This is a genomic window from Paenibacillus farraposensis (genome assembly GCF_020736845.1).
GTDB lineage: Bacteria > Bacillota > Bacilli > Paenibacillales > Paenibacillaceae > Paenibacillus > Paenibacillus farraposensis.
Map to the genome: position 1 here is coordinate 138,015 of NZ_JAFFQR010000015.1, position 23,027 is coordinate 161,041.

Below are 23,027 nucleotides of genomic sequence, written 5' to 3' on the forward strand. Positions count from 1 at the left end.
AGTGAACACATGAGTAGGGAACAAGCAATGATTCATATGCTGGAAGCAGCCTCCAAAATGCAGCGAAACGTGTCCATGATCCTGGAGGCCAAGGCGGTCGAAGCGGAAAAGATGCGCAATTGGGCGCTCAACCATCTGACACCCCACGCATTTGACACCGATGAAGAGCAGTTAGGGCGGCCTTTGGAAGTGCACGAGCAGATGGTGGAAATGCTGGAGGGACTAACCCGGCTTCAGACTGGACTTTGCAGCAATCTCAAGGCGCTGCTGGATCAGGATGAGCAGCAGGGCGGTGGAATGGAAGGGATGATGGGAGGCATGGGCTCGGGGGATATGAGCTAATGAGCATGAGGCGTGAACGTGAGATTAAGCTGGATATGATGGAGTCTATTGCTGCCAGCCAGCATGCCGTCGCCCGGATGCTGAGCAGTCTTGCGGACTTAACGCCCCATGCGGATGTGTCGGCTGCCCGTCTGGAAGAAACCATTCGTATACTCAGCAACTATCAGGGACGAATCACTCAAATGCTGGCAGGTATTCCGATAAGGCGACAGGTATTCGGGAAACCGGCGCAGCCATGGCTCCATATCCCTGTTCCAAAACAGGTAGCGATCACGAGAAAGCGAAGGAGGAATGACAATGAGTATCAGATGGGAACGCTTCTTTCGGAGCAGAGCCCGCAAAAGACGCAGAGCTGCCCGGCGTGCCAGTATGCGCAGATTAAAACAGAGGAGAAGACATCTGCTTGCTCTGAGACGCCGACTTGCTCTAAGACGTCGTAAAAGAAGGCTCCATTCTGCACGCAGAAGTCGTGCTCTTATGCAACGGCAAAACAAACCTCAGAATCTGGCAGTAGCCCCAGCTGTGGAAAGCCCGCCGTCCGAGCCTGTTACGTTGGAGCATGACCCGCAGGCATTTCAGCAGGGCTATGATGCAGCATACAACGAGGGCTTTAATTCCGGCTTTGCCAAAGGCTATGAAGATGGCCACCAGATTGCTTACAAGGCACAGTAAATCGTGAAGATCATTTCTTATGACTAATCCCCCCGAGGCTAACAGCTTCGGGGTTATTTGCGCGCCCTGAGCATTGGACGGGCAAACGCCAATTTTGTCCGGGTAGTGGCAGTCGTCCATGATGCGTTTCGCCCCTCCGCATATAGTTTAGGAGTGACAGAAGTTTATCCTACAACAGGACAGGGTGAAGGATGTGAACGATCAACGAAGTGGAAATGAACGCGAAGCATACCGATGCGGCTTCCGGGAAGGACGCAGAATGGGCGGTTGCACAGCTGCTCTATCACAGGTCGTGGTCATACAGCCTGTTGTTCGCCATTTAAAAGTGCTGTACATCCCGCAAGGCTTCACGGCCATAGACACAGGTGTACAAGATGCGCTAAACCAAGTGTGCAGCGCATGCGTCATCGGTGCACCCGCCACAATGCTGGCTGACGCCGAGGCCCACCGTCCTGACTTCATGCTGGTTATGAACGGGCTGCATGTTTTTCCGGAAGATCATCTGGAGCAGGTGCGGCAAATACGAGCCTTGGGCATCCGGACGGCCATATGGTTTGTGGACGATCCCTATTTTACAGAGAATACAGCGTTGATTTGTCAAGCTTACGATGTCGTATTTACGCACGAAATGTCCTGCGTGCGGTTTTATCACGATCTGGGAGCAGCAAAAGTGCACTATTTGCCGCTTGCTGCGTCTGCCCGTATCTATTATCCCCGGCGAGTGAAGCGGGAGCATCAGCATGATATTTGCTTCATCGGCAATGCCTTCTGGAACCGTGTCAAGCTGTTTGATCACCTAGCCCCCTTTCTGGCGGACAAAAGAGTGCTGATCGTAGGTGGAGAATGGGATCGGCTGACTCGCCTGGATGTACTGGGACCCTTTATCCGACCTGGTTTTATGGCGCCGGAGGAGACCGCTCAATACTATAACGGCTCCAAAATTGTCATTAATATGCACCGCCCGACAGACCCCGGACAGGATAACCGGAACACACATCAGCTATCAGCGGAGTCTATCAATCCCCGCACATATGAAATTGCGGCTTGCGGCACGCTTCAAATGACGGATGTTCGAAAAGACCTAGGGCGTTATTACCGGCCGGGCTATGACATCGAAACCTACTCCGGTGCAGAAGAGCTGCAGATCAAGCTGGACTACTATCTCAAGCATGACTGGGAGCGTGAGCGCATGGCCTGGCGCGCGCTGTATACGACTATGCAAAAGCATATGTACCCGAATCGTATGGAGGAATTGCTGGACAAGGCGATGGCCTAAAGTAAACACCAAATACAGTAAGGAGTGAAAATGATGACGATAACTACCGCAGGACCGTATGACCGGTCTGTATATCCAACAGCGGCAGCCTCTTGGGAAAAGGGGAGAGCTGCGGGAATCCATGATGGCTACGATGAAGGGTATTTGCGCGGACGTGCCAACGCCATTGTTGCCCGGACGAAAGCAACATTTCCTTTTCGATCCATCCATGTGCTGTATGTCGTCTCAGGTAAAGGTCTTCCGTATTCTCCGCTGGATGAGGCGGTCATTACCACGCTGCAAAGCATGACGGCTCAGGTTACTGTAACGGATCCGCGTCAGCCGGTAGCGGATATTGCCGCTCAGCTCCGTCCGAATCTGATGCTGGCACTGGACGGGATGGATCTTCCACTGGAGCAGGTTGCAGCGGTACGCCAGTTGGGCATCACAACCGCAGTCTGGCTTACGGATGATCCTTATTACACCGATATGACGACCAAGATTGTTACGCATTATGATCATGTATTCACGCTGGAAATGAATTGCATAGAGCTGTACCGTCAACTGGGTTGCTCGTCTGTACACTATTTGCCGTTCGGGGCTTTCCCAACTCACTATTTCCCGCTGAGCTCACCCGTTCCGGCAAAACATGAAATCAGCTTTACCGGTTCGGCTTATTGGAATCGCATCTATTTCTTTAATCCGATTATGCCCCAGCTCACAGCACGTAACATTAAAATCAACGGAATCTGGTGGGACCGTCTGCCTGATTATCAGTCGTATGGTGACAAAATTGAGCTGGGACGCTGGATGTCTCCGAACGAGACCAACGATTTGTATAACGGCAGCAAAATCATGATTAATCTTCACCGCTCCCATCAGGATGATTCCGTGAACAACAACGCGTTGAAGCTTCCAGCGGCTTCCCCGAATCCGCGTACATTCGAAATTTGTGCCTGCGGTACCTTGCAGCTGACGGATACAAGAGATGATCTGGCTCGTTTTTACAAGCCGGGCGAAGAGATTGAAACGTACAACTCCCAGCAGGAATTGCTGGAGAAGATCGAGTTTTATTTGACGCATGAAAAGGAGCGCCGTGAGATTGCTTTGCGTGCTCTGGAACGAACCTTGCGAGAGCACACGTATGGTCACCGGGTAAACCAGCTTCTGTCGATTGCATCTCCATAATACCAATCCTATTCGCACATCTGCTGGTTGCTATTTTAAAGGAGGTGAACTCCGATCAAGCCAAAATTAATGTTGTTCAGCCATGTCAGCAATGTCCGCAGTATTACGGGAGCGGAGAAGCTGCTGCTGCACTTTTGTTTGGATATGCGCACCTATTTCGACTGCATTCTGGTAACGCCTGATGAAGGACGGCTGACCACGATTGCCCGCAAGCGCGGAATCACTGTTCAGATTCAGAACTTGTTCATGCTGCATGGCATGTATACCCCGTATGAGGGCTTGGCGCAGGATGCAGAGAATTTGCGGAACCATGTAGTGTATGCACCGCTGCTCCAGATGCTGCAGCAAGCTCGCCCTGATGTGGTGCTTGTGAATACCTGTGTGAACGTTATGCCAGCGATGGCTGCCCGGGAGCTCAATATTCCGGTGATCTGGAAAATAACCGAGGTCATTAACCAGAATGAGCATACGCCAGTCTCTGTCTCCATCATAGAGCGCTACACCCAATGGGTCATCGGCATCTCACATGCTGTTATGCGTCCTCTGCTTGGCGGAGGACTGACACGTCCACATACGGTGCTGCCACCTTGCCGGGATATGGATATGCCGTCACCCAGGCAGTATGCACTGGAACGAAAAAGAAAACGTGAAAAGCTGGGACTGCGAAATTTTCATATATGCATTGGTTATATTTCTTCCTTTATCAATGAAGCCAAAGGGCTGCTGCCTTTTGTCCAGATGGCGCTAAAGCTGTGTGAAACCAATTCGCGCTGTCGTTTCTGGATTATTGGCAGCTCGGTTGACTCGGAATATTACGTAAAATGCGTTTCCTTAATCCGCCAATCCGGTTATAGCCGCCGCTTCCAGTTCAACTCATTCGAGGAGTCCGTGTCGATCGCTTATGGCGCAATGGATATCGTTGTGATTCCCAGTATGGTGGAGGAAGGCTTTGGTTTGACTGCACTGGAGGGACTTATCTACGGCAGGCCTGTTGTAGCCTTCGCGCAGGGTGGATTGGTTGAATTGATGGAGTCGACCGGCAATACGGATTTTTTGGTGGAACCAGGGAACAGCGACATGCTTGCACAAAAGGTGAGTTATCTGCTCGATCATCCCGAAGAAGTGGAGCGAATTGGTGTACGTAATAACAGCGCGGCTATGCGTGTATACGGACCCGATTCCTATCGAAGCAACCTGCATGTCATGGTCAGCCAATGGGTATGTCATCATCCGCATTGGTTCCCGCTGATTCAGCAGCCGGGTGGACCGGTATGGACGAGGGAAAAGGAAGGGCTTCGTCAAGTCATCGCTGTCCCCAAAGCGTATACCAGCATCATTCGGGAATTTCCCGCATCAGTGGTTTGTCAGCTGCCTGTGCTGGGACTGCCGCCCATCGAATATGCGGCTATTCAAGGTCTGCCGCAACCAGTTCCTCCTTTACCTGAGTCACAGCCAGAGTCTCGTCACGGCGAGCGCCGTATTCGCGCAAGACGCCCAGAGGGTCGCAGGCATCCCAGACCACGCAATCGCAGGCGCTATAAGGTCAGCCGTGACAGCGGCAGGAGCCGCCGCAAGAGCAATTACGGATTACGAATGTCGCGGGGGCAGCATCCAAAATCCAGGTCCAGACAGAAGCTCAAGCGCAAATTCAAGCTTAGGTCCCGGCGACGGAAATGGAGCCGGGTCACGCTTAAGGCTGGAAGGCATACACGACAACGGTCCGGGTGAACGTATCCGGACCGTTGAATTGAACTTTAAGCTGGAACGGAGCCAGGCTGCTGTATGGATCTCATTCAAGAACTCCACAGTTTCATGAAACAACGACAGCAAAGGTGGGTTCCAAAACCATGAAAATATTGACCGTGCTCGGCACAAGACCGGAAATTATACGGCTCAGCCTGATCATTCCGAAGCTGGACCGCTATGCAGATGAACATGTGCTTGTGCATACGGGGCAAAATTACACAGATAGCCTGAGCGGGCAATTCTTCCGCGAGCTGGGCCTGCGTGCCCCGGATTATGTGCTTCAGGAGAAGGCGGGAACGCTGGGCAAGCAGCTATCTGCGATGTTTTCGCAGATGGAGGACATTTTGAACAAGGAACGCCCGGATCATGTGCTATTGCTTGGTGATACGAACAGCGCTTTATGCGCCTTGCTTGCAGAACGTATGGGCTACCCGGTCGTGCATATGGAAGCAGGGAACCGCTGCTATGATCTGGATGTGCCGGAAGAGAAGAACCGCCACGTCATAGATGCCATTTCTACGATTAATATGCCATACACAGAGCAAAGCAAGCAGCATCTAATACGGGAAGGCTTCCCGAGTCAACGAATTATACTGATCGGGAATCCCATCTACGAAGTGATGCAGCATTATGAGAAAGAAGTGTCCGGCAGCGACATTTTAAATAAGCTCGGATTATCATCGGGGGGGTATTTCCTGGTGACTACCCACAGAGCTGAAAATGTCGATCATCCGCCGCATTTGCTGGCTATTCTGGAGGGTCTCAACCGGGTAGCCCGGCAATCCGGGCAGCGCATCATTTGCAGCATTCATCCCCGCACAGCCGCCCGGATTGCAAGCCATCCGCCAATCCAGCTTGATCCGCTGGTGGAATTCCACGAGCCGTTCGGTTTTTTTGACTTCGTGCAGCTGGAACGGCATGCCCGCTGTGCGTTGACGGACAGCGGTACCGTACAGGAGGAATGCTGCGTCATGGGCGTGCCGACGGTCACGATGCGCCGGACGACAGAACGACCGGAGACGGTAGATTGCGGCAGCAATATCGTATCCGGGCTCGATGGCGAGGCGATCGCGAACGCGGTAGCTTTAATGACCGGGATACCCCATAAGTGGCAGTGTCCCGCAGGCTATCTGACGGAAGATGTGTCGGATAAAGTGGTTAAATTTCTGCTTGGAGGGAAACGGCATGTTTGAAAACCAACGTATCTTGGTTACCGGCGGTACCGGCTCCTGGGGGCATGAGCTGGTTGCCCAGTTACTGCCGCGTAATCCCAAAGAGATCATCATCTATTCACGTGGAGAATCGAGTCAGGTAGCCATGAACAGGCAGTTTGAGGACGAACGTCTCAGCTTCTGTATTGGAGATATTCGGGATAAGGACGCGATGGTTACCGCTTGCCAGGGTGTGGACTATATATTTCATTTGGCGGCTCTCAAGCATGTGCCTGTGTGCGAGGATCAGCCCTATGAAGCACTTAAAACCAATGTAGTAGGCACCCAGAACGTCATTGAGGCCGCTGTTGCCAATCAGGTAAAGAAAGTCATTTATATATCAACGGATAAAGCTGCAAATCCGTCCAATTTTTACGGCATGACGAAGGCGATTGGAGAAAAGCTGATTGTCTATGCCAATCTGCTCCATAGCGACACACGGTTCGTGACAGTGCGCGGCGGTAATGTCTTGGGTACAAACGGAAGTGTAGTACATCTGTTTCAAAGCCAGATTCGCCAAAAGGGCAAGGTTTTTATCACAGACATGAAAATGACCCGTTTTTTCTTGACCTTGCGCGATGCGATAAGTCTTCTGTTCAAAGCCTCGGTGGAAAGCGTCGGCGGAGAAATTTTTATCATGACTATGCCTACCTGCAATATTGTGGATTTGGCCGAGGTGCTCATTGAGGATTCGGGTGTGGAGAACGTAGAAATAATAGAAAAAGGCATTCGTCCGGGTGAGAAAATTCATGAAATTTTGATGAGTGACTTTGAAAGCCAGACGACGGTTGTATATGACGAGCAATATTTGATTATTCTTCCGATGCTAGATATACCTCAATTAAAAGATCGCTATAGTCAGTGCCCTCCGGTGTCATTCAGCAGCTTTAGTTCGGAGTTCAATCTGATGTCAAAAGAGGAAATTCGAAGCATCCTCCAGCGCGGGGGGTTCATTAAATGAAGCTGCTTATTTTGGGTGGTAACGGTATGTCTGGCCATATGCTGGTCGACTATTTTCAAAATCAGGGCGGGTATCACGTGTTCTACACTACCCGTGATCCTGAGAATAAAGGCGGTCTGCTGCTGGACGTAAGGGACAGCTCTATGGTAGAGCAACTGGTGCGGAGCGTGCGGCCTGACGTCATTATAAACGCGGTGGGCGTGCTGAACCAGTATGCCGCAGCGGATCGAATTTCTGCATACCAGATTAATGGGCTGCTGCCGCATCTTCTCTCGCGGACGGCGGACAGTATCGGTGCCCGTCTGATTCATATTAGTACCGACTGCGTATTCGAGGGAAAGCGGGTACCCGGTTTGTACAGGGAAACGGATCCGCCTGACGGGACAAGCGCCTATGCCTTGACGAAAATACTTGGAGAAGTAACGGCAGCAGGGCATCTGACCATTCGCACCTCCATTATCGGCCCGGAAATTCGGCCTGAAGGCATTGGGCTGCTGCACTGGTTCTTGCAGCAGCGCGGAGAGGTTGACGGTTATCGCCGTGTCTTGTGGAACGGGGTTACAACCTTGGAATTGGCCAAGGCGATACGGGTACTTATGAATGAGCCGGTAGATGGACTCATTCATCTGGTTTACCTCGAACCGATCAGCAAGTATGACTTGCTGCTGCTGTTCAAAGAAGTCTGGAAAAGGGAGGATATTCGGATCGTGCCGAAGGATGAGCCGGTGCTGGATCGGACGCTTTGTTGTACCCGGACCGATCTGCTCTACGGTGTTCCTCACTACAGTACCATGCTGAAGGAGCTGCTGGAATGGACCGAAGTACAGCGGAACAACGTCGGCCAGTTATAGTGATTACCGGTGCGGCAGGCTATACCGGGATGCACGCCTGCCGCTATTTCGCAAAGCTCGGCTGGGAAGTGGCGGCACTGACTCGCACGGCCGCCTCCGTATCAGAACTGACCTCACTGGCGGTCGATGATGAGAACACCAGCTCGGCTGTTGGCGATCATTGCTGTATTACGCCTTATGTGTGCAACTTGCTGGACAAGAAACGTCTGAGCGAAGTGATTCGCCAGATTGTTCCGGATTATGTACTTCATCTGGGTGGTAAAAATTCAGTGCCTGAATCATGGCAGAGTCCACTGCTGTACATGGAATCCAATGTACTGTCCACATTGTACCTGCTGGATGTACTGCGCTCTTTCCCCAAGGCCCGTATTGTTGTGGCGGGTTCCCGGCTAAAGACGGCCTTGCAGGCTCCGTATCATCCCACACACCCGTACAGTCTCAGCAAAAGCATTCAAGAGGCCGTCGCGCTATCGTGGGGCGAGCTGTTCGATCAATCCGTCATGCTGGCGGAACCTTGCAACTTGATCGGTCCGGGCCCCTCCACCGGCTTTTGCGCATTACTGGCAGGGTATGTCGTTCGGACGGAGCGTATGAAAGGGCAGCCGGTAACGGATACTGCCCCGTTCCGGGTGTCTTCCCGTCATGCGCAGCGTGATTTTCTGGACGTTCGGGACGCGGTTCGTGCATACGGTGTGCTGCTGGAACAAGGTGTACCAGGGCGTATTTACCCGGTCTGCACAGGCCGCATCGTAGAGCTGGGTCATATTGTGGAGCGTATGGTTGCGCTCGCGAATACATCGATTCCCATCCAGTGGGGGGATGCGGCGGAATCAGCAACGATGGAGCCATACCGTGCAAAGGAGCTGGAGGAGATGGGCTGGAAGCCGACCATACAGCTGGGGCAATCCCTGGAGGATATGATTCAATACCGACGAGCCGGAAAGGAAGGAACATTATGAGACCAAGAGTAACGATTGTCATTCCCTTTTATAACTGTGGCTACGTGAATCAGGCTTTGCAAAGCGCACTGGAGCAAAGCTACGATCCGCTTGAGATTATCGTCGTCGATGATGGGTCCACGATACATCGCGAACTGCTTCAGCCCTATCTTCCATATATCTATTATTTGGGCAAAGCAAACGGCGGAACAGCCAGTGCGTTAAATCAAGGTATCCGGCATGCCAGCGGCGAATACATTGCATGGCTCAGCTCGGATGATACCTTCCACAAGGATAAAATCAACAACCAGATTTCCTTTATGATAGAGCAAAGTGCGTATATTTCCCACACCAACTTCAACTTGATCAATCAATACAGCCAAATCACAAGCCAGCGGGCGGGAGCGGTATTTTCGACGGTACAGGAATTTTACCGTTGTTTTCTGGAAGGCAACCCGGTAAACGGATGCACGGTGATGTTCAAAAAAGAACTGTTTGCGCAGATAGGGTTATTCAATGAACTGCTGGCATATACCCACGATTTGGATATGTGGTACAGGGTGATGCTGGCAGGATACGCTTTTCCTTATTTAAACGAGGTGCTCGTAAACTATCGTTGGCACGATGGAATGGGAACCCAAAAGCATCGGCACGCCGTTGAACAGGAGTACTTAATTACCCAGGCGCGTCACAGAATCAGCTTCACTGAACTGCTGAATTGATTTATTTCCATATAGCGCGAATCAGAGGCGTGTCATATATGGCCGTGAAAGAAGAGGCTGAGCGGTTTCAGCCTCTTTTTTTGCCAGTAAGCCTATTGAAATATGAGTGTAGATGCGCAGACCATGCGGTTAAGGAAGAAAGCCTATGATCTTCGGTGCCAGTATAGAGCACACAGATTCACAGGCCAAATTACAATCACTAGTGATGGTAGGGAGAGTCATCTTAGTTAGAAAAATAATACTTTGTCATGATGCAAACCTTACACAATAGATACCGATCCCCAGTCACCGAACGGGAATGTATGCTCTGGTACGTTATTGCCAGCAGCATCTTTTCCTTGAGCTTCAATGGAGATGCCACTTATGAATCCGGCTGCGACTGGAGATGAAACTCTAATTTCATATGCTGGCACTACAGTAGGAATCGTAAGTGTAACAACTGAATTTGGCGCACCCAGGGTAAATGTGGTTGTGAAATACAAGGTTGACACCGTACCTGTCGGTGGACTTCCGGGCGCACTGTACGCATTCACAATGATGGGTACAAGTGGAGCTGCTGTTGTATTACTGATACGTAGTACAATAGAGCTCGAAATGAAAGTGCCATCTGGATTCAGGTTTTCAACTTCTTATACCTGCATTTTCTGCATCTTTGGACAGTATGCCGGAACCGGGAACAACTAACACAACCTCATATTTCCCGGCTAGGGTTTTGGCTAAAAAAAGCAGCCATTTCTCGGCACCCGACATTCGAGCCGGATGGCAAATATGTGAGAATAACATTACCTTGGATTTTCCGCTCACGGGCTTCATACCCTGGGACACTTCTCGGGTATGATTGTCACCTCCTTTGGATAGGTAGTTTACTATATGAGCAATGTCTATCTGTCGACACAACCATTCACCTATGTATGATTCATTGTACAGCTTGTGCTTCCGCCTGCGCCAAGCTGTGCGGCAATGCATAAAATGTGTGAGAGGGGATAGCAGCATATGGGCCTGTCATACTGGCATAGACAATGTGCGGAGTGCATCTGTATCCGAAATTGCTGGTAAGGTTCAAGCGCCGACCCGTTCAGGTATAAAAGGAGGGTGCGCTCGTGAAGGCTTTGGTCACCGGAGGGGCCGGATTCATCGGTTCCCATCTGGTGCGTGCGCTTGCTGATTCGGGCATCAGAGTGCATGTACTGGATAATCTGACGACTGGGAATGCCGCAAATGTGGACCCGCGCGCGGTCTTGCATATGGCGGATATTCGCAGTTCTGAAACCCGGACGCTGCTGATTCGGGAAAGCCCGGATATTGTGTTTCACTTGGCGGCACAGGCTGATGAGCAGCAATCCATTCATCAACCGGATGAGGACGCGGATGTGAATGTGATGGGGACGATTCATTTGTTGCAGGCTTGCCATGAGGCCGGTGTACCCAAATTTATATTTGCGTCTACATCCGGCGTATACGGAGAGCTGGAGAAGCAATGCATTCAGGAAGACGATCCCGCGGAGCCGATCTCGGCCTATGGGCTGTCCAAGCTGACCGCAGAGTCGTATATTCGGCTTTTTCATCGGTTATACGGCATGAACTACACGATTTTGCGTTACGGAAATGTGTATGGTCCCGGCCAGGCGGCGAAGGGAGAGGGCGGCGTAGTCGCTCTGTTTATGGAGCGGCTGAAAAAAGGAAGCCCCTTGCTCATTCACGGCGACGGAACGCAGACCCGCGACTTTGTGTACGTCAAGGACGTAGTCAGAGCGAATATAGCGGCGATACGCGCAGCGGATCAACGCACGGTACATGTAAGTACGGGACGAACGACATCCATTAATCGATTGGCCTATGATTTGCTAAAGCTGCACGGTTCATCCGTTCGTCCCGTATATTCATCCGCGCGTCCGGGAGACATTCACCATAGCTGCCTTAGCAACGCAGTCGCCAGGCATTGGCTTCACTGGGAACCGCTGTACGGCATCTCCGCTGGCTTAAAGGAAACATATATCAGCAGTATGGGTTGATATCACGACCTCTGTTATAGTAACCAATTCAGCCGTTTACACGGATATCATAGTGGAAAATGGGACGGATATTCATGCCGGAGAACGTTTGTTGAGAATTAAATAGATTCACAAGATACGAAGACGATCACTGCATCGTAGCGATGAACCTCTACCAGTTTTTAAAATTTTTCTTTAGAAGAAATTCGAAACAGGTGGAGGTTTTTTATTTCTGTACCCTGTTGATAATAGAGAATGGGGATATGCATTCCCCTATACCAAGTTATCCAACCCGAAGAGACGGGGGGCATCAATGGAAATCAATGTTCACATTTTAGACACATTGTTTTAAGCTTTTATTTAAGTGACGTTAAGCTAGAGTTATATATGTGGGCTTATCATTAGATTTTAAAAGTGTAGCATTAGACCGGGGAGACCGCTTCGCAAGGGATTGGGCTTCCAATCTGCTGCTACTGATCATAGAAAGGGTGAAACGTGTGCTCAAGGTGCAACAGGTGAGCAAGTGGTATGAAGGCAACCGGGGCGTACATAAGCTGGATTTTGAAATGCAGCGCGGTGAAATTGTCGGTTTTTTGGGGCCAAACGGTGCGGGCAAAACGACGACGATGCGCATGATTACGGGGTATCTCCAGCCAAGCGAGGGAGTCATCACGATTGATGGCATTCCGATTCAGGATAAGGGCAGACAGGCTCGTTCCAAAATCGGCTATTTGCCAGAGACTCCGCCTTTGTATGGAGATATGACCGTACAATCCTATTTGAAGTTTGTGTCCAGCATTCGGGATGTGCCTGCGAGAGAGCAAAAGCTGCGTATTTCTGAAATGATTTCCCGGCTGGGGCTGAACGGACGCGAAAAACAGTGGGTACGAAGCTTGTCCAAAGGGTATAAACAACGTTTGGGACTGGCCGGAGCAATGATCCATAACCCGGATTTGCTGGTACTGGATGAACCAACTTCAGGATTGGACCCCAATCAGATTTTGGAGATTCGTCAGCTTATTCAGGAGATTGGCGAAAATCATACGGTATTGCTTAGCACGCATATTTTGCCTGAGGTCGATGCTTTGTGCAATCGGGTTCTTATCATCCATGAGGGGGAGTTGGTGCTGGATGGGCGGCCTGATGCACTCGGTGGTTCGATGGAGGATGGATTTAAGGTAAAGGTGGAAATCAAAGGTCAGCGTGAACAGGTGCTGGATGTCCTGCGTGCTTGGGGAAAAGTCGAGGCCGAACCTTTAACACCTTCCTTGTCTCAAGACGATGAGAAGCAGGCTGAAATAGAGCGGAATTGGACTGGGCTATTACTAACCGGGGCTTCCAGTGAGGATTTCCGCGAGGAGTTATTTTATGTACTGTCTGAGGCCAAGCTTCCGATTCTGGAGATGAAAAAAGAGAATCTTAGCCTGGAAAATATCTTCCAGCAGCTGACGACTCGCGAGCCGGGTGCAGGCCAGGCTGGCGATCAAGCGGGTCAGCATCTGCCTTCCGCAGAGAATGCAGCATCTAGGGATGTTACGGCAGATGATGAAGAAGCTGTGGCCCTTGGTGACAAGGCTGAGGAAGAGAAGGATACAGGAGGGCATCGGTCATGAGGCGTTTAATTGCGGTTTGCCAAAAAGAGCTGCAGGCCTATTTGTGGACACCAACGACGTATTTTGCGCTGGCAGTGTATATGCTGCTGACAGGACTGCTCTTTTATGTGAACTTTGTCATGTATCAGCCCAGCATTCTGGATTATCGGTTAGTGCTTGGTGATACGCTGTCCATGCTGGTGTTTGTCGTTCCACTGCTTACCATGCGGCTGGTCGCGGAGGAATTCAGGCAGGGGACGGATGAACTGTTGCTCACCTCACCTGTGAGTGTGACGGAAATAATTATAGGGAAATTTCTGGCATCGCTAGGGATGTTGCTTATGTTGGTGCTGTGCAGTCTGGCGTATCCGGTCGTGATGTCTTTTTATGGGTCGCTGGACTGGATGCTGGTATTTACATCTGTGATCGGTTTGTTCATGCTTGGTGCAGCCATGATGGCGATCGGCTTGTTCGCTTCGACGCTTTCACAGCATCAGATGATGGCGGCGGTCGTCAGCTTTATTATTTTGCTTGTATTCTGGATGCTGGATTCGTTTGGGGGACAAACGGGCACAGCTGCGACGGTTCAGCAATGGCTGGAGCCTTTTTCACTAACCGCACGGTTTGACAGCTTCACCAAAGGATTGCTGAACGGAGCCGATGTGTTGTATTACGTGACGATAGCGGCACTCTTTTTGCTGTTCAGCATCCAAGTCGTGGAACGGAAACGGTGGAGGTGAGCAGATGAAAAAATGGCTGGGTCATACAAACAGTGTGGTGTTGTCGGTTGCTGCTGCAGGTATTTTTATTTTGTTGACGCTATTCCTGCGTTCAATGGGAGGATTTCAGCTGGATTTGACGGCAGGCAAGCAGTATACGCTGTCTGACCAGACGATAACGGCTATTCAGGGAGTGAAGGAGGACGTGCGATTCATTGCTTTTACCGTATCCACTTCACAAAACCAGAAGCTGAACCGGGATGTTACAGATATGCTGAGCGAATACGCCAAGCGTAACAGCAAGATCAAGGTTGAGCAATACGATCTGAACCAGGAACCGGTGCTGGCCAAGCAATATGGTGTTACCGCAGCATCTATTGTGTTGGTGCAAGGGGAAAAGAAACGGGTAATAGATATGGGCAGTCTGTTTACACAAGCACCGGGAGGCAGTGAAGGAGCATATCAGTTTACCGGTGAAGAAAAGCTGACCAGCGGACTGCTGGGACTGTCCTCTACCCGGCAAGGGAAAGTGATTTTTCTGACCGGACATGAGGAGATTCCTTTGTCTCAAATGACTGAATTAAGCAGCTCACTGGCACAGGACAATGTAAAAACAGAAGAGGTATTGCTTAATCGGACGGGCAGTGTGCCTAAAGATGCATCCGTGCTGGCTATTGTCGGACCGCAGCGGGATATCAGTGCGACAGAGCTGAAGAGTATTCGCGCGTACCTGAGCGGTGGCGGAAAGCTTTTTATGGCGTTAGGCTTTCATCCGAACATGGAAACTAGTTGGAAAAACCTGGACGTCCTGGCGGCTGATTATGGAGTGAAGGATACGCATGCAATTGTGGTAGATCAGGAGCAGACCAATACGCTCGGGCCTTTGTGGACAGTTCCTACCTTTGGCAGTCATGCGATCACCGATAAGCTGGCTGCTTCCAATCTGTATCCGATTCTTTCGCTGTCTATTGCTTTGCAAACCGGGGAACAAAAAAATTGGAAGACTACGCCTTTGCTAAAATCTTCTGCCGCCAGCTATGGTGAAACGAATATTCAGGGACTGCTGAACAACGAAACGCAGAAGGATAGCAAGGACCTGCAGGGGCCGCTTGATCTGGGTTATGCGGTAGACGGAAAAGACGGCAAGCCCAAGGCTGTGATTCTTGGAACGTCGGCGCTTCTAAGCGACACTGAAATCGGCACGGCAGGAAATCGGGATTTTGTGCTAAACAGTCTGAATTATATACAGGAGCACTCCGATGGGCTCACCATTCGACCACGTCAGGAGCAGGATTACAAGATGGCCTATTTGACTCCTGCGCAAGCAAAAACGATATTGATCATATCTGTTATCGGATTGCCGCTGCTGTTCGTGGTTATCGGAATCTTATTATGGTGGAGGCGAAGAAGTGCATGAGAAAATGGATACCCACCGTGCTGCTGTTGGTTGTATTGGGAGCGGGTATAATCTACGCCAAGAGCCAAAACTTTTTCCGCGAGCAAGCTCCGGCGGCCCGCCAGATGGTTCAGCTTACCCGGGGAGATATTACGTCTTTCGCTATAACAGGGAAGGACGGCAAAACGGTGGAGCTTGTACAGCGTGATGGCAAATGGAGTATGAGTAAGCCGCAGTCTTATCCTTTAAACGGATATACCATCGACAATTGGTTAACCGCTATGCTGGATGTGAAGCTGGGCGAAGGAGTAGAGTCTTCTCCCAAAGACGTAGCCAAGTACGGAATCAGCGCTACCCAAGACCGGATTGAGATCAAGACCAAGCAGGGTGATGTACACACCTATGCTTTTGGTGAAGCGCTGCCTTCCGGAGATGCTGTTTATGTATTATCAGATAAAAAAGAGGTCGCTTCCGTGCCGATCGATACCCTTTCGGGATTACTGCTGGGTACTACGGATTTTACGGATACGACGCCGTTCGATTGGGACGATGACAAGCTGAGCGGGATTGAGTGGGAAGGCCGGAACGCCTCATGGATGCTTAAAGCCTCAGGTCACAGTGAAGCCGGGGACAGTGCTTCCACCTCCTGGACGCTGAACGGCAAGTCAATAGCCAGCGATACGGCGACCTCCTTGTCGCAGCAAATCAAAAACCTGGCTAGCAACCAATCCCTGCGCAAAGCCTCCGAGCTGAGCAAGCCTGTTCATCGCTTTACGCTAAGTGTATCGCTGGATCAGGATGATTCCCAGTTGGTCTATCAGGGCTGGACGCTTAGCGATGATCCGAATACCGTATGGGTTGTACCTCCGCAAAGCAGCTGGGCCTATGGACTGTCTGTATCTGATGTGAACCGTATCGAACAAAATGGGCACGACCAGGCTCAGACTAAAAAATGAATTGGCAATCCACTTATGTGGATGATCAAAGAGGCTCCAGAGGCGAAGCATCGTCGGCTGGAGCTTCTTTGTGTTCATTTTTCATCAGGCTTGCTGCATTTGGAAGAAGGACCGCTGCTGCATCCATCTGAAATGTATTCCCTCCTTTTTAGCTGTGTATATAAGGAAGGTAAATAAAAAGAACCATACCAGTCCAGTTCAATGGAATTTGACACCATTTTCAACCGTGAGGGCTTCAGATGCTTGTCCCTTTAAATTTGCCGCCGCGGATAAAGTAGGAAATTGTCGATCTCGCTATAAGTGGATTGTAAAACAGAAGCAGTCAGGGAAGATGCTGCTGGAAGTGCCTCTGTTTCCTGGTTTAATGCTAGAGTGTTCGCTTGGAGGTAGGGCTGAATCAGGGGAAAGACGTAAGAGCTGGTACGAACTTTGGCATGATCCCAGGGTCCGACTTTAACTACACGTCCACCGGGAAGCTTTGCATTGTCGAAAGTGACCATACCATCATTTTTGTCAAAGGTTGAGAGATAAAGTCCGACTAGTATGTAGGAAGCGCTACCGTCAGACCAGTTATCACCGGCAAATGTGAAAAATGGAATGGTAGTCGCGTTGCTGAGTGAATCGGTCTTGGAGCGGAAATACTTCATATAAGATGTTTGTAATGTAGAGGTACCGGGATTTTGTGACCCGACGATATCTGCCAGCCATCCGGCCCAGCTGCTGTAGAACCTGCAAAAGCGCTTACAGGTACAAGCGTCGCAGATAACCAAAAAATAAGCATCAAAACGGTGATCTTTTTCAAGCTTGGAATCCTCTTTGTAAAATAAAGTATTTTTCCTAGTCTATTATACATACCATCAAGTGGTAAATCGTCAATTCTATTTCATATTTACATTAAAATTTATTTTTTTAGTCATTTTTTAGTTAGGATATCCCTAAGATTCATGGCGCATGCTAATCTCGTCACACATTTTATATGTATGGAGGATGAGCTCATGCCAGGAACGAAGAAGATCATCAGTTTGACGATTTCTGCTGCTTTACTTGCGAGCATGGCTACTTTGACGGGATGTGGGACTGCGGATCGTAACGCCCGCACGAACACAACCCGCTATAACGTGCAAAACACACGTCCTTTGGATGGTGTAAACCGTGATGGTGTGAACCGATTCGGGGCAAGAACCAACGGTATGAACGTGGCGCCATTGAGCACGAATACCAACGTTACCGGACACCCGGTTCGTAATTTGCAAGTCGACCGCAATTTGTCCAAACGCATATCCGAGTTGCCGGATGTAAAATCTGCCACAGTGCTGGTTGGTGATCGTCATGCTTATGTTGCGGTAGCTTTAAAAGATCAGGCCAATAAAACCGGTGTAGCTACTCCAAGCGGCAAAGGTACTACACACGGCATGACTACACATGGTGTAACTACACATGGTGTAACTACAGATGGCGTAACTACACATGGAGTGAATGGGACAAGAGGCAATTACACCACCGATGGTATAGCCCCGGGAGCTACGTACAATGGAGTTACCGGATACGGGACACCTGTGCGTCGAGGCGACGGATTATACGGCACAATGGGGACTGGTTCTTATGGTATGATTCGTGGTTTGACTGATGGTACCCGCACGGATGGTACCCGCACGGATGGTGCTCACATGTATGGTACCCATACGGATGGCACTACAGTACAAGGTGCAGGAACGGCCTATGAACCAGCTGGGTTAACCCAAGCTGTCAAGAGCCGTATCGCTAACAAGGTTAAGCAATTTGCGCCTTCGATTCAACAGGTGTATGTATCGGCGAACCCGGATTTTGTCAAGCACTCCACGGACTTTGCACGCAGTGTACAAAGTGGTCATCCGGTTAAAGGCTTAAGCGCTCAATTGGTGGATATCATTCAACGCATTTTCCCAGCACCAGCGGCTGGGACAAACCGTCCATTATTAAATACACCACCAACACGCCCGCAAAATCATACGCCTGCACCTTTGAATTATCGTTAATTCACGATTATATATGTGTACTGCCAAAAAAGAGCTATCCATTTCGGCGAATGCGCCGACGGATAGCTCTTTGGTTTAGGGGAATCATATACATGCTTGGCGTATTCCTTTAATCCATACGCCTTGTAGATGCAGATTGGCATCCAGTAACAGGATGTCTGCTTGTTTGCCTGCTTCAAGCGAGCCTGTTCGAGCATGAATGTTCAGGGATTGAGCCGGATTCAGGCTGGCCATTTGCGAGGCTTGCGAGATACTCAAGCCCACATGCTGAACCAGAAAGCGAAAGCCCTCAATCATGGTCAAGGTGCTTCCTGCCAGTGTGACTCCATCCATCAGCCGGGCTACGCCATTCTGCACGATCACTGGCAGATCCCCCAGCGTATAATGTCCGTCTTCCAGTCCGGTGGCAGACATGGCGTCGGTGATCAAAATAAGATTGTGCTCCTGCTTAACCTTGGCGAGCAGTGAAATAGCCGCAGGGTGCACGTGAATGCCATCCGCGATCACCTCTGTTTTGATGCGCGAATCAGTAAGCATCGCTCCAGCCGCTCCCGGCTTGCGATGATGCAGCGGAGTCATAGCATTGAACGCATGCACTGCATGGTTCAGCCCCGCCGCCGCCGCCTGTTCCACCTCTTCATACGTAGCATTCGTATGACCAAGTGCCGCAGTAATGCCATGGGCGCACAGCCATGCGATCAGCTCCAGCGCGCCTTCCCGTTCAGGCGCAAGCGTCAGCTGGCGAACGAGCCCCGGGTAGCGCTGCTCCCATTCCTCCACCCATGCCAGATTAGGCGGCACAATGTAGTCCGGGTTTTGTGCCCCCGGCCAGTTCGGGCTGATGAACGGGCCCTCCAGATGAACACCCTCCAACTGGGCATGGGGCATGGGCTGTGCCATATAGGCGTGAACCTCGCCCAGCACCCGGTCAATCTGTTCCTTGGGTGCGGTCATCGTGGTAGCCAGCATAGCGGTCGTTCCTTGTGAGGCGTGAAAGGAGGTTATCGTATCTAGCACCTTTGCATTGGAGTCCATAAAATCTTCCCCGTTACCGCCGTGAACATGGATATCAATAAAACCTGGCAGCAGATAACCATCCTCGAGACGAACAACGTTTGTCGCAGCTATTGCATCATCTGCCTGGATTGCTTGGGCTTTTGATGCCCATTCCGCCGGCAAATCTTTCTCTGAACCGGCATATATAATGGATTGCTCCTTAATGACGACTACCCCTTTTTTAATCACGTTGTTCCCGGTGACGACCTGTCCATACAATAGCTGCGTTATGCTGTCACATCGATCCTCTGCATTCAATGGAACCATCCTCCTGCTTCCTGATCTAGTAAGATAAGCACGTTGGGGTGGCATTGCAGCAGAGAAGCCGGACATGCTGTCGTAACAGGTCCAGTTAAAGCCCGCTTTATAATGTCGGCTTTATCCGCTCCAAACGCGACCAGTATAATTTGCTTAGCCTTTAAAATCGTGCCTACTCCCATTGTCACTGCTTGCTTGGGTACGGCATCGATATGTCCAAAAAATCGCGCATTCGCCGTGCGCGTTCTTTCATCCAAATCGACAACATGTGTATAACCGGTCAAGCTATGCCCAGGCTCGTTAAAACCGATATGACCATTATGGCCAATGCCGAGCAATTGCAGATCCACGGGTCCATGCTCCAAAATAGCCTGCTCATGTGCTGCACATTCGGCCTCGAGATCGTTTGCATTCCCGTCGGGTATGTGGGTATGGGGGATGGGAATATCAATATGCCGGAACAAGTGTTCATTCATAAAATTGCGGTAGCTCTGCGGATGGTTTTGGGAAAGTCCGACATATTCATCAAGATTGACCGCATAGGCTCGTGCAAAGCTGACCTGTCCCTTGCGGTACATATCTGCAAGATGCCGGTAGATGCCTATCGGCGTGCTGCCGGTAGCCAGACCAAGCATGGCCTGCGGTTTGGTTAGCAGCAAGCCGGCGATCACAGCGGCGGCAGTAGCGTTCAGGTCTTCACGGCTGTTCAAAATGCGTATGTTCATCTTTAGTGGCCCCCTGGTTGTTTTTTGAGCTTGCTCACTTGTTGATATGAACCTTCCAATCTTGGAATATATTTGTCAAAATTCGCACTTACCATACCTGTAAACAGGATATCAATGATATGAAGCTGAGCAATGCGGGACGCCATATCCCCACGCCGCATCCCCTCCTCCAGCGAGGAGGAAAACAGGGCAATATCCGAAATCCCCGCCAGCGTGTTGTTGCCAAAGGAGGTCAGGGATAGTGTCCTGGCTCCCTGCTCCTTCGCGCAGCGCAGAGCGGCAATCGTCTCCTGGGTTTCCCCCGAGTAGGAGACAGCAAAGGCGACATCTCCCGGCCCAAGCGAGGAGGCAGAGGTAATCTGCATGTGTGAATCGGCGAAAGCAGTGCTGTTTTTGCCAATACGAATGAGCTTCTGGTAAAAATCCTGCGCCACAATCGAGGAGGTCGCCATTCCGTACAAATCAATGCGGTTTGTGGCTGACAGCCACGTAATGGTCTGCTCCAGCTTATCGAAATCCAGCAGTCGAGTCGTATCCGCAATAGATGCGGTATGGTTCGCCTGAATAGCCTGCACGATACGGGAAAGTGAATTTCCGGCAACAATGTCCTGATAGGATTTTTCACCATTATGGTTTGAATGGGACAACTCTGCGGCCAGTTTCATTTTGAAATCGGGATAGCCTTTAAAATGCAGTGATTTGCAAAACCGCGTAACGGTCGCCGCACTCACACCACAACGCGCTGACAACTCTCGAATTCCCAGATGCAGCACATCCTCCGGGGATTGCAGAATGGATTCTGCCAGCCTGCGTTCTTGTACGGGGAATTCCTCCAGTCTATGGGTTAATGAATGAAGAATGGGAGACATAGGCTGTTCTCCTTTAGCTGAAGAATATTTTGTGAAAAAAAATATTGTGTAAAAGAATAAAATAGAGAAAAATTTTTTCATATATATTGTAAAATATTGCTAGGATTCATGCAAGAGACATGAGGAAAATGTGCCCTGGATTTTACGAAAGAGAGCCTGCAAAATTTGTAGAAACAAGCATACATTAATTTACATAATATGAGCTTGATTTACAAAACAACCTATTGACTTGCCTCTTTAATAGGGGAGTATAATTGAATAAAGTTCCAGGATAGGTAGAATCTCATTCACAAGGAGGAGTTTGCTATACAAAGCCGAGTGATTGAAATGATCAGCGCGGTCAAGGAAGATCTTGAGCTGGTCGGAAAGCTGGATGGGCATTCGGACATTATTCATGATGCAGGGCTCCGATTCGTTGCAGTTGCTCCATTTCATGCTGCAAGTGGAGGATGCGTTTTGCAGCTACATACAGGGGATTAGCGAGGCGGAACAAGCGCCACACCCGGAGGGAATGGAAACGGTCCAAAGGTACGGCTTCGGCTTGGGTACGATCTGCCTGAAAATCCACTAAACGAGGTGTTAGCATGCAGCCCAAAAGCAATGTGCTGATTGATGAGAAAGCGTTCAAGCTCATCAAGCGTAACCTGAAAAATGCTTCCGTGTTTTATCGTAACGCAACACAGAACCCTGCTTTCAAAACGGACATGCCCCAGACAATCGGCATTAAGCTGACCAACTCTGCAACCTGAGATGTACGCACTGTTTTGAATGGAATGAGGAAGGCTATCATCATCAGATGGACAGAGAAGAGCAAACTATGGATCTTGCCCCGGACATGCTTCGGCAAATTTTGCGCGAGACCAAGGAAGTCAAGTCCCGGTTATATATGTGGGGCGGTGAACCGATGTTTCATCGGCGCTTTGATGAAATCCTGGACGTGCTGGCGGAAGATCGGCGCGAAATGACGTTTTGTACGACCGGATGTTGGACTTATCTGAACGTTTGGAGCTGTTAATAGCGATTGAAGGTTTTGAAAGAGAACATGATCTGATTCGCGGCAAAGGCACCTTTCAAAAAACGATGCGGCAAATGGATAGGCTGATTGAACTGCGTGACCAGGGATTGTATAAAGGACGGGTAACCGTCCATGCGGTCATTAACGATAACATGATCGGACGGATGTACGAATTTCTGCAAATGCTGGAGGACAAAAGGCTGGACTGGTGCTGCTGACGTTCCCCTGGTACATTTCCAAAGAAACCTCCCTCAAAATGGATGAATATTTTACACGTAACTTCTCTTGGCTAAGGCGCTTGAAGAAAAAAATATGACACTCACCTCCAGAATCGATATTTTGCCGGATGGAAAGGTTATGCCTTGCAAATTTTTCAGTGAATTCACGATTGGAAACTTACGTAAGCACAGTCTGGAGGAGATTTGGAATTCGGATGCGTATGGAAAAACCCGTCAAAAGATCAACAACGAAGGATTGACACCGGTATGCTCCAAATGCAGCGTCTTATATCTGCATGGAGCAGGCTCTTTGAGATATATCTAGTTTCTT

22 protein-coding genes and 2 pseudogenes are annotated in these 23,027 nt (G+C 50.1%); 20 read left to right on the plus strand and 4 right to left on the minus strand.

Annotated features, from left to right (window positions below):
* Window positions 1-9 precede the first annotated feature (9 nt).
* From JO375_RS03585 to JO375_RS03665, 17 genes are all read left to right on the plus strand, one after another.
* Window positions 10-342: a restriction endonuclease subunit S gene (locus tag JO375_RS03585; RefSeq protein WP_229523168.1), complete on the plus strand. Its 333-nt coding sequence runs from the start codon at window positions 10-12 to the stop codon at window positions 340-342.
* Window positions 342-782 (plus strand): hypothetical protein, encoded by a 441-nt coding sequence (locus JO375_RS03590; protein ID WP_229523169.1) that lies wholly within the window; start codon window positions 342-344, stop codon window positions 780-782. The genes JO375_RS03585 and JO375_RS03590 overlap by 1 nt, the downstream gene beginning before the upstream one ends.
* A gap of 37 nt (window positions 783-819) precedes the next feature.
* A complete protein-coding gene (locus JO375_RS03595) occupies window positions 820-1,014 on the plus strand; it encodes a FliH/SctL family protein (RefSeq protein ID WP_229523170.1) in 195 nt (64 codons plus the stop codon).
* 184 nt (window positions 1,015-1,198) lie between these two features.
* Complete coding sequence (locus JO375_RS03600) at window positions 1,199-2,290, plus strand: CgeB family protein (RefSeq protein ID WP_229523171.1); 1,092 nt, start codon at window positions 1,199-1,201, stop codon at window positions 2,288-2,290.
* Between the two features lie 33 nt (window positions 2,291-2,323).
* On the plus strand, window positions 2,324-3,457 hold the full coding sequence (locus JO375_RS03605; protein WP_229523172.1) for a CgeB family protein: 1,134 nt from the start codon (window positions 2,324-2,326) through the stop codon (window positions 3,455-3,457).
* 69 nt (window positions 3,458-3,526) lie between these two features.
* Window positions 3,527-5,185, plus strand: a complete 1,659-nt coding sequence (locus JO375_RS03610) for a glycosyltransferase family 4 protein (protein ID WP_229523173.1) — start codon at window positions 3,527-3,529, stop codon at window positions 5,183-5,185.
* 119 nt (window positions 5,186-5,304) lie between these two features.
* On the plus strand, window positions 5,305-6,396 hold the full coding sequence (gene wecB / locus JO375_RS03615; RefSeq protein WP_229523174.1) for a non-hydrolyzing UDP-N-acetylglucosamine 2-epimerase: 1,092 nt from the start codon (window positions 5,305-5,307) through the stop codon (window positions 6,394-6,396).
* On the plus strand, window positions 6,389-7,375 hold the full coding sequence (locus JO375_RS03620) for a polysaccharide biosynthesis protein (RefSeq protein ID WP_229523175.1): 987 nt from the start codon (window positions 6,389-6,391) through the stop codon (window positions 7,373-7,375). The genes wecB and JO375_RS03620 overlap by 8 nt, the downstream gene beginning before the upstream one ends.
* Entirely contained in the window at window positions 7,372-8,226 is an 855-nt protein-coding gene (locus tag JO375_RS03625; RefSeq protein ID WP_229523176.1) for a dTDP-4-dehydrorhamnose reductase family protein, read from the plus strand. The genes JO375_RS03620 and JO375_RS03625 overlap by 4 nt, the downstream gene beginning before the upstream one ends.
* On the plus strand, window positions 8,187-9,185 hold the full coding sequence (locus tag JO375_RS03630) for an NAD-dependent epimerase/dehydratase family protein (protein ID WP_229523177.1): 999 nt from the start codon (window positions 8,187-8,189) through the stop codon (window positions 9,183-9,185). The genes JO375_RS03625 and JO375_RS03630 overlap by 40 nt, the downstream gene beginning before the upstream one ends.
* Window positions 9,182-9,886: a glycosyltransferase gene (locus JO375_RS03635; protein ID WP_229523178.1), complete on the plus strand. Its 705-nt coding sequence runs from the start codon at window positions 9,182-9,184 to the stop codon at window positions 9,884-9,886. The genes JO375_RS03630 and JO375_RS03635 overlap by 4 nt, the downstream gene beginning before the upstream one ends.
* 363 nt (window positions 9,887-10,249) lie before the next feature.
* Window positions 10,250-10,570 (plus strand): hypothetical protein, encoded by a 321-nt coding sequence (locus tag JO375_RS03640; RefSeq protein ID WP_229523179.1) that lies wholly within the window; start codon window positions 10,250-10,252, stop codon window positions 10,568-10,570.
* A gap of 416 nt (window positions 10,571-10,986) precedes the next feature.
* Entirely contained in the window at window positions 10,987-11,898 is a 912-nt protein-coding gene (locus JO375_RS03645; protein ID WP_229523180.1) for an NAD-dependent epimerase/dehydratase family protein, read from the plus strand.
* Between the two features lie 476 nt (window positions 11,899-12,374).
* Window positions 12,375-13,490, plus strand: coding sequence for an ABC transporter ATP-binding protein (locus JO375_RS03650; RefSeq protein WP_229523295.1), 1,116 nt, complete (start codon window positions 12,375-12,377; stop codon window positions 13,488-13,490).
* Complete coding sequence (locus JO375_RS03655; protein WP_229523181.1) at window positions 13,487-14,209, plus strand: ABC transporter permease; 723 nt, start codon at window positions 13,487-13,489, stop codon at window positions 14,207-14,209. Before JO375_RS03650 ends, JO375_RS03655 begins: the two co-directional genes overlap by 4 nt.
* A 4-nt stretch (window positions 14,210-14,213) precedes the next feature.
* Window positions 14,214-15,605, plus strand: coding sequence for a GldG family protein (locus JO375_RS03660; RefSeq protein ID WP_229523182.1), 1,392 nt, complete (start codon window positions 14,214-14,216; stop codon window positions 15,603-15,605).
* Window positions 15,602-16,540 (plus strand): DUF4340 domain-containing protein, encoded by a 939-nt coding sequence (locus tag JO375_RS03665; RefSeq protein WP_229523183.1) that lies wholly within the window; start codon window positions 15,602-15,604, stop codon window positions 16,538-16,540. Before JO375_RS03660 ends, JO375_RS03665 begins: the two co-directional genes overlap by 4 nt.
* A gap of 188 nt (window positions 16,541-16,728) precedes the next feature.
* On the opposite strand, the pseudogene JO375_RS03670 reads toward JO375_RS03665, so the two are convergent.
* Window positions 16,729-17,265 (minus strand): annotated as a pseudogene (locus JO375_RS03670) (alpha/beta hydrolase); the annotation flags it as partial.
* Between the two features lie 270 nt (window positions 17,266-17,535).
* Here JO375_RS03670 and JO375_RS03675 point away from each other — a divergent pair.
* Complete coding sequence (locus JO375_RS03675) at window positions 17,536-18,555, plus strand: YhcN/YlaJ family sporulation lipoprotein (RefSeq protein WP_229523185.1); 1,020 nt, start codon at window positions 17,536-17,538, stop codon at window positions 18,553-18,555.
* Window positions 18,556-18,639: 84 nt separating this feature from the next.
* Here the strand turns inward: JO375_RS03675 and nagA are convergent, their stop codons facing one another.
* From nagA to JO375_RS03690, 3 genes are read right to left on the minus strand one after another with little or no spacing between them, the layout of a single operon-like run.
* The gene (nagA, locus tag JO375_RS03680) at window positions 18,640-19,869 is read right to left on the minus strand and encodes an N-acetylglucosamine-6-phosphate deacetylase (RefSeq protein WP_229523186.1); all 1,230 of its coding nucleotides are present in this window, start codon (window positions 19,867-19,869) and stop codon (window positions 18,640-18,642) included.
* The gene (nagB, locus tag JO375_RS03685; protein ID WP_229523187.1) at window positions 19,866-20,594 is read right to left on the minus strand and encodes a glucosamine-6-phosphate deaminase; all 729 of its coding nucleotides are present in this window, start codon (window positions 20,592-20,594) and stop codon (window positions 19,866-19,868) included. The genes nagA and nagB overlap by 4 nt, the downstream gene beginning before the upstream one ends.
* Window positions 20,595-20,596: 2 nt before the next feature.
* On the minus strand, window positions 20,597-21,463 hold the full coding sequence (locus JO375_RS03690) for a MurR/RpiR family transcriptional regulator (protein ID WP_229523188.1): 867 nt from the start codon (window positions 21,461-21,463) through the stop codon (window positions 20,597-20,599).
* Window positions 21,464-21,815: 352 nt separating this feature from the next.
* Here JO375_RS03690 and JO375_RS03695 point away from each other — a divergent pair, with 352 nt between their 5' ends.
* Together JO375_RS03695 and JO375_RS24700 are read left to right on the plus strand one after the other, a co-directional pair.
* Window positions 21,816-22,034 carry a hypothetical protein gene (locus tag JO375_RS03695; RefSeq protein ID WP_229523189.1) on the plus strand — a complete coding sequence of 73 codons (219 nt, stop codon included), beginning with the start codon at window positions 21,816-21,818 and terminating at the stop codon, window positions 22,032-22,034.
* A gap of 13 nt (window positions 22,035-22,047) precedes the next feature.
* A pseudogene (locus tag JO375_RS24700) lies at window positions 22,048-23,021 on the plus strand (SPASM domain-containing protein).
* The last annotated feature ends 6 nt before the right edge of the window (window positions 23,022-23,027 follow it).

Excerpts from the sequence above, each read along its gene's own strand:
- JO375_RS03585 (WP_229523168.1), top strand. The coding sequence starts at position 10 with ATGAGTAGGGAACAAGCAATGATTCATATGCTGGAAGCAGCCTCCAAA.
- JO375_RS03590 (WP_229523169.1), top strand. The coding sequence starts at position 342 with ATGAGCATGAGGCGTGAACGTGAGATTAAGCTGGATATGATGGAGTCT.
- JO375_RS03595 (WP_229523170.1), top strand. The coding sequence starts at position 820 with ATGCAACGGCAAAACAAACCTCAGAATCTGGCAGTAGCCCCAGCTGTG.
- JO375_RS03675 (WP_229523185.1), top strand. The coding sequence starts at position 17,536 with ATGCCAGGAACGAAGAAGATCATCAGTTTGACGATTTCTGCTGCTTTA.
- JO375_RS03620 (WP_229523175.1), top strand. The coding sequence starts at position 6,389 with ATGTTTGAAAACCAACGTATCTTGGTTACCGGCGGTACCGGCTCCTGG.
- wecB (WP_229523174.1), top strand. The coding sequence starts at position 5,305 with ATGAAAATATTGACCGTGCTCGGCACAAGACCGGAAATTATACGGCTC.
- JO375_RS03635 (WP_229523178.1), top strand. The coding sequence starts at position 9,182 with ATGAGACCAAGAGTAACGATTGTCATTCCCTTTTATAACTGTGGCTAC.
- JO375_RS03625 (WP_229523176.1), top strand. The coding sequence starts at position 7,372 with ATGAAGCTGCTTATTTTGGGTGGTAACGGTATGTCTGGCCATATGCTG.
- JO375_RS03605 (WP_229523172.1), top strand. The coding sequence starts at position 2,324 with ATGACGATAACTACCGCAGGACCGTATGACCGGTCTGTATATCCAACA.
- JO375_RS03655 (WP_229523181.1), top strand. The coding sequence starts at position 13,487 with ATGAGGCGTTTAATTGCGGTTTGCCAAAAAGAGCTGCAGGCCTATTTG.
- JO375_RS03630 (WP_229523177.1), top strand. The coding sequence starts at position 8,187 with ATGGACCGAAGTACAGCGGAACAACGTCGGCCAGTTATAGTGATTACC.
- JO375_RS03610 (WP_229523173.1), top strand. The coding sequence starts at position 3,527 with ATGTTGTTCAGCCATGTCAGCAATGTCCGCAGTATTACGGGAGCGGAG.
- JO375_RS03660 (WP_229523182.1), top strand. The coding sequence starts at position 14,214 with ATGAAAAAATGGCTGGGTCATACAAACAGTGTGGTGTTGTCGGTTGCT.
- JO375_RS03640 (WP_229523179.1), top strand. The coding sequence starts at position 10,250 with ATGAATCCGGCTGCGACTGGAGATGAAACTCTAATTTCATATGCTGGC.
- JO375_RS03690 (WP_229523188.1), bottom strand. The coding sequence starts at position 21,463 with ATGTCTCCCATTCTTCATTCATTAACCCATAGACTGGAGGAATTCCCC.
- JO375_RS03665 (WP_229523183.1), top strand. The coding sequence starts at position 15,602 with ATGAGAAAATGGATACCCACCGTGCTGCTGTTGGTTGTATTGGGAGCG.
- nagB (WP_229523187.1), bottom strand. The coding sequence starts at position 20,594 with ATGAACATACGCATTTTGAACAGCCGTGAAGACCTGAACGCTACTGCC.